The sequence below is a fragment of the Candidatus Cloacimonas sp. genome, assembly GCA_035403355.1.
Taxonomy (GTDB): Bacteria; Cloacimonadota; Cloacimonadia; order Cloacimonadales; family Cloacimonadaceae; genus Cloacimonas.
This window is the reverse complement of sequence record DAONFA010000015.1, coordinates 16,939-28,543: the sequence shown is the minus strand read 5'-3', so window position 1 is coordinate 28,543 and position 11,605 is coordinate 16,939. Positions and strand designations below refer to the sequence as shown.

The window sequence follows — 11,605 nt, the reverse complement described above, 5'->3', positions numbered from 1 at the left end:
CACGGATTACACAGATTAGAATTTAGCTCAAAGATTACACGGATTACCCAGATAAAATTTAGCTCACTGATTATACGGATTACACAGATTAGAATTTAGCTCACAGATTATACGGATTACACAGATTAACTATAATAATTAGATTCTGTTGAACTATGTAGTCCAGTTATATAGTTTTCATTTTGAGAATGCATAAATATTGTTCTGGCTGAAGCGGATTCCTGCCAAGTTGAATCCTTTATGGTTCTATAAACCTTCTTTAACGATTCTTTAACGAAGTTAATGTATTGTTAAAGAACCGTTAAAGAGTCATTAAAGAAATGACCAGCCAACAAGAAGTTAAACAAAGTCCACAAGGTAATTTCTGGTGTATTGCCAGAAATGTATTTGCTAAAAAGAGAGGTATCCATAAGAATGGCATAAAGTTAAATGCACATTTTTTTATGTGTTTTCAATATAGAATGCCTATTAGTTGGGTTCTATTTATTTTCTAACCTCTCGACCCCTTGACCTCTTGACCTCTCGCCCTCTTGACCTCTCGACTTCTCGACCTCTCGCCCTCTCGACCTCTCGCCCCCTTGACCTCTCGACCTCTTGACTTCTCGACTTCTCCCCCCTACAACATCTTTCTTTGTTTCGCCAAATGCTCTTCATAAGTTCTGGAAAAGACATTTTTCCCTTGCCGATCAGAAAAGAAATAGAGATAGGAACTTGGTTTTGGATTAAGCACAGCTTTAATAGTAGAAATTGAAGGATTGCAAATTGGCGTAGGAGGCAAACCCTGATGAAGATAAGTATTATAAGGCGAATTAATTTGCGTATCGGCATAAGTTAACACGCTGCGTTTAATACCTTTGAGATCAAGCAGATAATTTACCGTAGCACATGACTGCAGTGCCATACCGCGTGCCATTCTATTCATAAAAAGTCCGGCAATAATATCTTTTTCGCTTTCTGTGCCTGCTTCTTTTTCAACGATGGAGGCAAGAATTAGTTTAGCATAGAAATTCGGGATGGCTACAGGGTCAATACCTTCTTTCCTTAATCGGCGAAAGAACTCTGCTGCAGGAATTGCCAGAAGGGAATCTGCCGAAATTTCAATAGGAAAACGGTAGGTCTCCGGATAGAGAAAGCCCTCCAAAGTCATAGCTTCAAAGCCGGTAATATTTTTTACCAGTGAGGGATTGGTAGCAGAATTTGCAAGTTCCTCATAAGTTGCCAAGCCACTGGTATCAATTTTTTGCAGGGTTTGATGTAGAGAAAGCCCTTCCGGAAAGGTTATAGTAATGTTTTCACTATATCCTTTGCTTAAACGGCTAACCGTTTGCCAAAGGTAGGTATTCCCTCCGAAAATGTAACTTCCGGGTTTTAAATCCCTGTCTGCCTTCCGAAATTTGGTAAGCAATATAAATATTGTTTTACTGCGAATTATTCCCGCTTCAGAAAGTTTATTGCCTATTATTCTTGCATTATCGCCCGGTTTAATCCTTACGATGCGTTCTTCGCTATGCAAAGGAACAAAAACCATATAGGCAAGGTAAAGGATAAGTAATCCAGCCAGAATTGCCAAGCCGGTGAGGATAGTTTTCTTAATCTTCACTTGGCTAAATACTCTTTCAGAAACATTGCTGCTGCCATAGCATCTATATGGCTTTTTGCCTGCTGCCAGTTATATCCCATTTTTTTCAGTTCCGTATTGGCTTCCCAGGTGGAATAGCGTTCATCAAAACCCTCCACGGGGATGGTTAAGATCGCTTTTAAGTTATTTAGAAGTTGTTGGCATTCTTCGGTTTTAGGCGTAACGGAACCATCAATGGCATAAGGAATTCCAACTATCAGCAAGGAAATCTGGTGCTCGGCAATCATCTCTTGCAATTTGGTTACCAGTTTATCAAAACCCTCATTAGCTATTACGAACAAGGGTTTGGCAAAAATACGGCAGGGATCGCTTAGGGCAAAGCCAATGTTTTTTTCTCCGTAATCCAAGGCAAGAATGCGTCCCTTTTCATTCATATATTGGATTCATCCCTCCAAATGGCAATTTTCCAGCCATTTTCTACGGGCTTTAAATAAAACCTGGCTATTCCATTGGCTGTGATAGAAGAATTGCTATCATTATAGCAAAGTATCAAATCAAAGTTACAGGGAATAATTATCCAGCCCTCATGGCCAATTTCCGGGTCTTTCTGCCATCTTTCTGAAGGAGGAACCTGCAAACGCAGTTTAATATCATCCGGAGGAGGATAAGTGCCGTCACTGGAGCCCTTGTTAAACATTCTATCGGTATATTCCACTTCCTGATCATAGCCCCACCAGTAATCACGCATTCCGTCATTATTCATATCAATTCCAATTAAGCTTACCTCGCTTGCCAAAAGTTCAAACCGGAAATTAGCATCCAGAAGCGATTTATAGATATTGATGTTCTTTTCCATATAAGCACGCTCCAAATTTTGCAAAAGCTCTTCCGGCGTTCTATTTTGTATTTCAGCATTGGAACGATCGTAGAGCACGGGACAGAAAGGATTGGTGCAACTGCTCAGCAGAAGAACCAGAAATAACAGAATTATGCTAATGGTTCTCATATTTCAGTTTCCCCCAAGTGGGAACACTGCCGCTGCGGTAATCATACCATTTTGATATGAACCAGTAGCCATTTTCCTTTATTAGGTGCAGTTCCATATTTCCTGTCGCCAACGCTAACCTTTCTTTGCCTTGATTGCGAGAAATGCCCGTTATCTGGTATTGACGGTAAACTTTTGCCTGCGTGGATTCTATCTGATCCTGGGCATCCGTTTTTTCCAAAGTTACCTGCATATCTTTATAGCGATTGTGCAAAACCTGAATCATATCCTGTTCCTGAACTCTTGTCCAGGTTTGTTCTATGGAATAATCGCTTACATCCTGCGGGGCAAAATGAAATACATAATCGGAAGTGAAAATCCCTGAATAATGGACTGCATTTTGGGTATATTCATAGCAGTATTCCAAATTTACCAGCACAGAATCACATTCCGTAGTGAAATCTATCCACGGAATCTGTGCTGCAGGTGGTTCTGACTCCCGCACCTGGAATAAATCACATCCGCTTAGTAAAAGTGTAACCAGCAGAACTAAAACGATATTTCTCATAAGTTCATAAAAAAGATATTTGAGATTGTGTCAATCAAAATTTAGGTCTTGAGGTCTTGGGGGCGAGAGGTCTTGAGGTCGAGAGGTCTTGGGGGCGAGAGGTTAGAAATAAACAGAACCCCAATAACTGAACAACATAGTTCATAAGTATCTAATTATCATAGTTAATCTGTGTAATCCGTGTAATCTGTGAGCTAAATTTTATCTGTGTAATCCGTGCAATCTGTGAGCTAAATTTTTTATCTGCGAAATCGGCGTAATTTGCGTGAGCTATTTTTTCGTAATCTGCGGGAACTTCCCTTTTTTAGCGTTAACACTTGACAAACATTGCCTCGTCAGGATATTGGCAAGACCAATAAGACATAGGAGTTTTGCTGATGGAAGCACTGTTTTCCGGCTTGCTGAGCTTTCAACTGAAACAGGTTATAATGATTATCATTGGACTGGTATTGATTTGGCTGGCGATAAAACATAATTATGAACCGACATTATTATTGCCTATTGGTTTTGGAACTATTTTAGCCAATATACCTTTTTCTGCTGCAGTGGGAGAACATTCTCCTCTGGGAGTTCTTTTTAAGGCGGGTATAGATACGGAATTATTTCCCCTGTTAATCTTCATTGCTATTGGGGCAATGATAGATTTCACTCCTTTGTTAAAAAATCCTTTTATGTTGCTTTTCGGAGCAGCTGCTCAATTAGGTATTTTCGTTACAATTGTAATTGCCGCAGGTTTGGGTTTTGACATTAAGGAAGCTGCCAGCATCGGGATCATTGGAGCTGCCGATGGACCTACTTCCATTTATGTAGCCAATCGTTTTGCTCCCAATCTTTTAGGGGCAATTTCCGTAGCTGCCTATTCCTATATGGCTTTGGTGCCGATTATTCAACCCCCGGTAATTCGTTTGCTTACTTCCCGAAAAGAGCGTCGCATAAGGATGGATTATCATAGTGGTGATGTTCCCCGCATTGTTAAAGTAATCTTTCCTGTTGCAATCACCATTATTGCCGGCATTTTTGTTCCTGCTGCCTTAGCGCTTATTGGTTTTTTGATGTTCGGCAATTTAATTCGGGAATCGGGTGTGTTGGAAGGGCTTAGCAAAACCGCTCAAAACGAACTTGGCAATTTGGTTACAATCCTTTTGGGGATAACAATTGCCTCTAAAATGCAGGGAGAACTTTTTTTAGTTCCGCAGACACTTTTGATATTGGCTTTAGGCCTTGTAGCTTTCATTTTTGACACCGCGGGAGGTGTTCTTTTTGCCAAGCTGCTGAATGTATTTAAAAAAGAAAAGATAAACCCGATGATTGGAGCTTGTGGCATTTCTGCCTTTCCCATGAGTGCCAGAGTTATTCATCAAATGGGGCTGAAAGAAGACCCGTTCAACTTTTTGTTGATGCCTGCAGTTAGCGTAAATGTAGGTGGTCAAATCGGTTCTGTTATTGCCGGTGGCTTAATTTTAGCACTTTTAGCTTAAAGAGAGGATAGCGATGGTAGCATTAAATTCCGAAGAAAAAGAATTGCTGAAAGCAGCCCAAAAGGCAGCCGAAAATTCTTATTCTCCATATTCTCATTATAAAGTTGGCTGTGCCGTGAAAACTGTTGACGGACATATTTTCACCGGCTGCAATGTAGAAAATGCCTCTTATTCTTTAACTATCTGTGCAGAACGCAATGCTATTTTCAAAGCAGTCAGCGAAGGATACAGAGCTTTTTCAGAAATAGCCGTTTATGTAGATAGTGACGAAAGTTTTCCCCCTTGTGGTGCTTGCCGGCAAGTTATTTATGAATTTGCACCTGAGCTTCAGGTAATATATGCAAACCGTAATGATATTCAGAAAACTATGATCAAAGAATTGTTTCCCTCTGCTTTCACTTTGAAGAGAAGTTAAATGTCCCATCCCCAAATGCTTTCCTGTAATATTTGCCCACGCAATTGCGGCATTGATAGAACAAAGCAAAAGGGCTTTTGTGGGGTTACGGATAAACTGAGAATAAATTTGGCTACTCGTCATTTTGGCGAAGAGCCCTGTTTCAGCGGAACTTGCGGAAGTGGGACTATTTTCTTTGCGGGCTGTAATTTACGCTGCGTTTTCTGTCAAAATTATGAAATCTCTACTTTATGCTGGGGAAAAGATATTTCGGGTGAAGAACTTATCCGCTTAATGTTAAAGTTGGCAGACGAAGGAGCTCATAATATAAATCTGGTTACTCCTACTCCTTTTACCCTTCAGATTAGGGATGCCATTATTCAAGCTAAAGAAAAGGGATTAACTATTCCTGTTCTTTGGAATTCCTCCGCTTATGAAAAAGTGGAAACTCTGCAAACACTGAACGGATTGATAGATATCTATATGCCCGATTTCAAGTATGCCCATCAAGTTTATGCCCAAAAGTATTCTTCTGCCCGGGATTATCCTACCGTAGCCATTGCTGCGATAAAAGAAATGTATTCTCAGGTAGGGCTTTTAACAATTGATGAAAAAGGAATTGCCAAAAAAGGATTGCTGATTAGGATGCTGGTTTTGCCCCATAATTTAGCCGGGTGCAAAGAAAATCTACGCACTTTGGCAGATGAATTGGGAACAGATATTACTCTATCTCTGATGGGACAATATTACCCTACCGGAAAAGCAAAAAACTATAAGGAACTGGCAAGAGGAATTTCGGAAACCGAATACTCTGAAGTAGTGGATACAGCTTTAGAGCTTGGTTTTACGCATCTTTTCACTCAGGATATTACCAGTTCGGATATTTGGACTCCCGATTTTTCTTCTTCGCCGCAGGAAATAAATCCTGCTTCGGAATTTAACCCCCAAGCGGAGCAAACACAATGACAAAGAAATTAGTTACCTTTCTTATGCTGATATCCTGTTTAGGGATGCTTTTTGCCAATCTCACTATTCAGATTAAAGGAGAGGCAAAGCCCCAAACCCTGAAAGAAACAACATTATCTTCCATTAATTATGTGGATTTGGAGGATTTCAGCACCATCTTTAAAGCTATCAATAAACAGGATAGAAGCGACAACAGATTGTATTTGAACCTCTATGATGAGCAGTTTATCTTTCTGGAAAATTCGGCTTATTATACATTGAAGACCGTTTCTTACAATATGCAATATCCTCTTTTACGCAAAGGAGAGCATCTTTACCTGCCCTCCATTTTTATCACCGAGCACCTGAAGACGCATTTTCCTTCTGCCATTCAACGCAAAGGCAATACCTTCCAAATTTCCAAACCGATTGATAACTGCGTAAAAACAATAGTTTTAGACCCCGGTCACGGAGGAAAAGATCCTGGTGCTATCGGTAAAAAACTGAAAGCGAATGAAAAAGATGTTAATCTTGCTGTTGCCCTCAAACTGAAAAAACTGATTGAAACCGAGCTGGGAATTACTGTTTTACTAACCCGTGATACCGATCGTTTTGTTTCTCTGCAGGATAGAACTCGTTTTGCCAATGATAAAAAGGCAGACCTATTTATCAGCTTGCATTCCAATTCCAGTAAAGCAACTGCTTCGCAAGGCATTGAAACATATTATCTTTCCACAGCCCAAACTTCCGATGCCAGAGCTGTGGAAGCAATGGAAAATGCCGTTGTAGAACGCTTTGAGGGTGGCAGCGAGGCAAAAAAGAAATACGACGACCTTTCTTTTATCCTGAGTGACCTTAACCAAACGGAACATCTGGAAAACAGCAATATTATGGCTACCAGTGTGCAGCAAAACATTATTGCCGGAACCCAAAGTATTGACAGAGGAGTTAAACAGGCAAATTTCTATGTTCTGCGAGGTGCTTTTATGCCTTCTATTTTAATTGAAATGGGCTTTATCAGTAATGCCGAGGAAGAACAGCTACTGGTAAACGAAGAGTATCAGGAACGCCTGGCACGCACGATTTTTGAAGGTATTAAGCGTTTTAAGTTTCGTTACGATAGAATTAGAAACACCTAAAAGCTGGATTAGATAAATGGCTATCCTTATTCAGAGTGTTTTACCCAAAAGCTTGGCAGAAAAAAGCGGTATTAAGAGCGGTGATATGTTGCTGGCAGTAAACGGACAGGAAGTAAGGGACTTTCTGGATTTGGAATTTTATACCTCCGATTACGAATTTGAACTGGAACTTATCTCTGCTGAAGGAATACCCTTGAAAGTAACTATCCAACGAGAGGAGAAAAGCTTTCTGGGAATTGAACCGGAGCCATATAAGGTGCGCCATTGTGAAAATTCCTGCATTTTTTGTTTTATAGATCAGATGCCCCCTTCTTTAAGACCCACTTTATATACTAAAGATGATGACTATTTATATTCTTATGTGTTTGGCAATTACATCACGCTAACCAATCTGCGGGAAGAGGATATTGAACGCATTGTTACGCAAAGGATAACTCCCTTGTATATCTCTTTGCATACAACGGATAATGCCCTACGCAATAAGATGATGCGTCCCTCAAAGGAAATAGATGTTTTATCTGTGTTAAAATATTTCAGCCAATACGGAATCCAGTTCCATATTCAAATTGTTTGCGTTCCCGGTTACAATGATAATGAGGCATTAAAACAGACCTTAAATAACCTTCTTCAACCCGATTTTAACTGTCTTTCCATTGGCATTGTTCCCGTGGGTTTAACTAAATACCGTAAAAACCTGTGTAACCTGAAAACCTTCAATGAACAAAGCGCTGCCGAAATGCTGGATTTGCTGAACGAGGCAAGAAACACTTTTCAGAGCTCCATCATTTACCCTGCTGATGAATTTTATGTGATGGCACAACGCGAAATTCCCCCGGACGAATTTTATGCCGATTATCCTCAGCTGGAAAACGGAATCGGAATGTTGCGTTTAACTATTCAAACCTATAAACAAAGAAAAAGAGCATTACTGAAAGAGCTGAGAAAAAAACCGCTCAACTATTTGATGATTAGTTCGGTGTGTGCCAAAGAAGTTATCTCCAAAATTGCCGATGACCTGAATAAACGATTGGAAAATCAGGTTATTCGCGTTCAAGTTATCCGCAATGATTTTTTCGGTCCCGATATCACCGTTTCCGGTTTGCTAACTTATTCCGATTTGAAGAGACAGCTTGCGCCTGAAAATGATGAGATAATTATACTGCCTTCCTGTATTTTTAATTTTGACGGTGAAACCCTGGATGGATTTAATCGGCTTACATTTCAGGAAACCTGGAAAAATCCTGTTTTGTTGATTGACCAGTTTTTTGAGGACTGGGATTACCTGTAGTTTTTGCTTGACCAAGTTTGGCTCTACAGGAAAAGAAGGTATTATATACCTTAAAAGGAGTTGATGCCAATGTGCAAAAAGTGTATCTGGCTTGCCTTAGTAGCACTTTTAATATTCGGTTGCGGAACAAAGGAAAGTCGTCTGGAAAAAGCCAATAGAAAACTCGGTTCCAAACAGAATCCTATTAAAATGTTTTTTGTCCCTTCTTTGGAAGCGGGTAAAGTGGTTTCCAGCGGCGAGGCAATTGCCAGCTTTCTGGAAAAAGAAACCAACTTGCATTTCAAAGTAGCGGTTCCTACCAGCTATGCGGCTGTTATTGAGGCCTTGGGAACTTATCAGGCAGATGTTGCCTGGTTGCCAACTTATGCTTACATTTTAGCTAAACAAAAATACGATGCCCAAGTGCGGCTTATGACCGTCCGCAATGGCTTAACCAAATACCGGGGACAGTTTGTAGCCCGCAGCGATGGTAAAATTAATTCCTTACAGGATATTGAAGGCAAAATAATTGCCTATACGGATGCTGCCTCCACTTCCGGTTATATTTATCCTTCCGCAATCTTAAAACAAAGGGGTATTACGCCTAAGGATTATTTCTTTGCCGGAGGTCATCCGCAAGCTATTTTAGCTGTTTATAGCGGAAGAGCAGATGTAGGTTGCAGTTATTGGTCGCCACCTGACGCAACGGGAAAGCCAATGGATGCCCGGGAAAAACTGTTGGAGACCTATCCCGATGTTTTTGAGAAAGTTAAAATTGTTGATTATACCGATTGGATTCCTAATGATACAGTAACTTTCAGGAAAGACCTTCCTCCCGAACTGGAAGGCATAATTGTGCAAACCTTATATCGTTATGCCCAAAGTGAGGAAGGGAAAAAGGTCTTGAAAACTCTATACGATATTGATGGCTTGGAATATGCCTCCGATGAGGACTACGAAATTGTGCGCACAACCCTTAAGACAATGAATATGGACCCTGCCGAACTGCTCAAATGAACCAAAAAAGTAATTTGCTTGAAGTGAATAACTTAAGCAAGAGTTATGACGGCAAAAAATGGGCATTGGAAGATTTATCTCTGAAAGTGGAAGAAGGGGACTTTGTAATTTTATTAGGACTTTCCGGCAGCGGAAAATCTACTTTCCTGCGTTGTGTCAATCGCCTGATAGAACCAAGCAGCGGACAAATCCTTTTCCGCAATGAAAACATTCTGCAACTTCAAGGCATAGAACTGAGACATTACCGAAGGCAAATCGGAATGGTCTTTCAGCAATTTAACCTGGTGAAAAACTTAAGCGTCCTTACGAATGTGTTAACCGGACGCCTTGGCTATCATTCACCTCTTTCACCTTTTAGCAAAGAGGACTATGAACTGGCACAACAAAATCTGGAAAAAGTAGGGTTACAGGATTTTGCGGAGAAAAAAGTGAAATTCCTCTCAGGCGGGCAACAACAACGAGTTGGCATAGCCCGTGCCTTAATGCAAAAGCCATCTCTAATTTTAGCCGATGAACCGGTAGCCAGTTTAGACCCTGCTACAGCCGATTCCATAATGCAATACTTAGGGGAAATAAACAGAGAGGGAATCAGTATAATTTGCTCTTTGCACTTTTTAACCCTGGCTCGGCGTTATGGAAACAGGGTTTTAGCTCTTAAAGAAGGACATAAGGTCTTTGAAGGTATTCCTGACCAGATTGATAATATTCGCTTCAAAGAAATCTACGGTCAGGATGCCGAAGAAATCTAAGGTCCATTGCCAGATATTTATTAGCCGTTTTGCAAGCAGATAGTAGAAGAGGAACAGCTTTTTTCATTCACTTCTCTTATCCAAAGTAAAAATAGGTACTTAACTATATGCTACTTATGTAGATACTTTATTTATTAGCAACTACATTTCTTGCAATAGACCGAAGATTATGAAAACCTTGGGTTTTGGGTCTTGCATTTTGAACTTGACACATATCTGCAGCTTGATTAGATTGTTAAATTAACAAGATAATGTGAAAAGAAGAAAGAATATGTTAACCCCGAATGGAGGAAAAATGAAATTACACAAAATGATGTTACTGTTGGTGTTACTGGCTGTGCTATTGATGATAGCATCCTGCAGTTCCAACAAACAAAAAGCTCCAACAACTAAACCCCAGGGAGAGGAAGTTTACCGTCCCGCATGGTGGGCAACACAACCTGAAACGGATTTTGTTTGTACTTATGGACAGGCAACCAAGGTTTCAGAGAATTTGTCAATGGATGCCGCCAGAGCCAATGCTCTTCAAGAAGCAGCACAATATGTAGAAGTTTTGGTAAACAGTATGCTGAAAAATTATGAAGAAGAAGCTGGCGTTAAAGACCCTCAGGTTTTAGCCCTTACGCAAAATGTGGTAAAAGCTGTTTCTTCAGCAAAGTTTACGGGTGTTTTAATGGGGAAAGTGGAAACCAGAAAAGTTACCGAACCTGAAGGTGCTCGTTACAAAACCTGGATACAGCTAAAAATACCGAAAGATGATATCAACAAAAAATTAGCGGACAGTATTCGCAACGAAGAAGCGCTTTACAATCAGTTTAAAGCATCACAGGCATTTCAGGAGCTGGATAAAGCAGTAGAAAAATATTAGCCAATAAATGTGTTCCGGAAAGTTGATGTCCTCATCAACTTGGTAGCAAAGAAAACCTGAGTTACTGTTAAAGTTATCGGTAACAAAATAGCTTGGTTGCAGTGTTCCGGAAAGTTGATGTCCTCATCAACTTGTTAGCAACGATAACCTGAGTTACGGAAAAATCTATCGGTAACAAAATAGCTTGGTTGTATGTGAAACGACAAGAATGTCGTTTTTCCAAAGGGTTGACCTACCGATCAACCCTAAACGACAAGGATGTCGTTTTTCCGGTTGGTTGCAAGTGTTCCGGAAAGTTGATGTCCTCATCAACTTGTTAGCAACGATAACCTGAGTTACCGTTAAAATTATCGGTAACAAAATAGCTTGATTGTATGTGAAACGACAAGGATGTCGTTTTTCCGGGTGGTTGCAAGTGTTCCGGAAAGTTGATGTCCTCATCAACTTGGTAGCCACGATAACCTGAGTTACGGAAAAAGTTATTTGTAACCGGATAGCTTGGTTGTAAGTGAAACGACAAGGATGTCGTTTTTCCGAAGGGTTGACCTACCGATCAACCCTAAACGACAAGGATGTCGTTTTTCCGAAGGGTTGACCTACCGATCAACCCTAAACG

At 40.4% G+C, this 11,605-nt stretch carries 12 protein-coding genes; 8 read left to right on the top strand and 4 right to left on the bottom strand.

Going from position 1 to position 11,605, the window contains the following annotated elements; all coding sequences use genetic code 11:
- Positions 1-616 precede the first annotated feature (616 nt).
- Genes mltG through PLE33_05095 form a run of 4 tightly spaced genes read right to left on the bottom strand, consistent with a single transcriptional unit; the run spans position 617 to position 3,132 of the window.
- Positions 617-1,600, bottom strand: a complete 984-nt coding sequence (gene mltG / locus PLE33_05110) for an endolytic transglycosylase MltG (GenBank protein ID HPS60623.1) — start codon at positions 1,598-1,600, stop codon at positions 617-619.
- Positions 1,597-2,013 (bottom strand): Holliday junction resolvase RuvX, encoded by a 417-nt coding sequence (gene ruvX, locus PLE33_05105; GenBank protein HPS60622.1) that lies wholly within the window; start codon positions 2,011-2,013, stop codon positions 1,597-1,599. Before ruvX ends, mltG begins: the two co-directional genes overlap by 4 nt.
- Positions 2,010-2,585 carry a hypothetical protein gene (locus PLE33_05100; protein ID HPS60621.1) on the bottom strand — a complete coding sequence of 192 codons (576 nt, stop codon included), beginning with the start codon at positions 2,583-2,585 and terminating at the stop codon, positions 2,010-2,012. The genes ruvX and PLE33_05100 overlap by 4 nt, the downstream gene beginning before the upstream one ends.
- The gene (locus PLE33_05095; GenBank protein ID HPS60620.1) at positions 2,572-3,132 is read right to left on the bottom strand and encodes a hypothetical protein; all 561 of its coding nucleotides are present in this window, start codon (positions 3,130-3,132) and stop codon (positions 2,572-2,574) included. Before PLE33_05095 ends, PLE33_05100 begins: the two co-directional genes overlap by 14 nt.
- A 377-nt stretch (positions 3,133-3,509) precedes the next feature.
- On the opposite strand from PLE33_05095, the gene PLE33_05090 reads away from it, so the two are divergent.
- The 8 genes from PLE33_05090 to PLE33_05055 all read left to right on the top strand — a co-directional run bounded on the left by PLE33_05090 (position 3,510) and on the right by PLE33_05055 (position 10,989).
- Entirely contained in the window at positions 3,510-4,610 is a 1,101-nt protein-coding gene (locus PLE33_05090; GenBank protein HPS60619.1) for a sodium ion-translocating decarboxylase subunit beta, read from the top strand.
- A 13-nt stretch (positions 4,611-4,623) separates the two neighbouring features.
- The gene (cdd, locus tag PLE33_05085; GenBank protein ID HPS60618.1) at positions 4,624-5,025 is read left to right on the top strand and encodes a cytidine deaminase; all 402 of its coding nucleotides are present in this window, start codon (positions 4,624-4,626) and stop codon (positions 5,023-5,025) included.
- Positions 5,026-5,970 (top strand): radical SAM protein, encoded by a 945-nt coding sequence (locus PLE33_05080; protein HPS60617.1) that lies wholly within the window; start codon positions 5,026-5,028, stop codon positions 5,968-5,970. It abuts the gene before it with no gap.
- On the top strand, positions 5,967-7,088 hold the full coding sequence (locus PLE33_05075) for an N-acetylmuramoyl-L-alanine amidase (GenBank protein ID HPS60616.1): 1,122 nt from the start codon (positions 5,967-5,969) through the stop codon (positions 7,086-7,088). The genes PLE33_05080 and PLE33_05075 overlap by 4 nt, the downstream gene beginning before the upstream one ends.
- 16 nt (positions 7,089-7,104) lie before the next feature.
- Positions 7,105-8,376, top strand: a complete 1,272-nt coding sequence (locus PLE33_05070) for a DUF512 domain-containing protein (protein ID HPS60615.1) — start codon at positions 7,105-7,107, stop codon at positions 8,374-8,376.
- Between the two features lie 69 nt (positions 8,377-8,445).
- Positions 8,446-9,372 (top strand): phosphate/phosphite/phosphonate ABC transporter substrate-binding protein, encoded by a 927-nt coding sequence (locus PLE33_05065; GenBank protein ID HPS60614.1) that lies wholly within the window; start codon positions 8,446-8,448, stop codon positions 9,370-9,372.
- Positions 9,369-10,121, top strand: a complete 753-nt coding sequence (gene phnC, locus PLE33_05060) for a phosphonate ABC transporter ATP-binding protein (protein ID HPS60613.1) — start codon at positions 9,369-9,371, stop codon at positions 10,119-10,121. The genes PLE33_05065 and phnC overlap by 4 nt, the downstream gene beginning before the upstream one ends.
- A gap of 295 nt (positions 10,122-10,416) precedes the next feature.
- On the top strand, positions 10,417-10,989 hold the full coding sequence (locus tag PLE33_05055) for a hypothetical protein (protein ID HPS60612.1): 573 nt from the start codon (positions 10,417-10,419) through the stop codon (positions 10,987-10,989).
- Positions 10,990-11,605 lie beyond the last annotated feature (616 nt).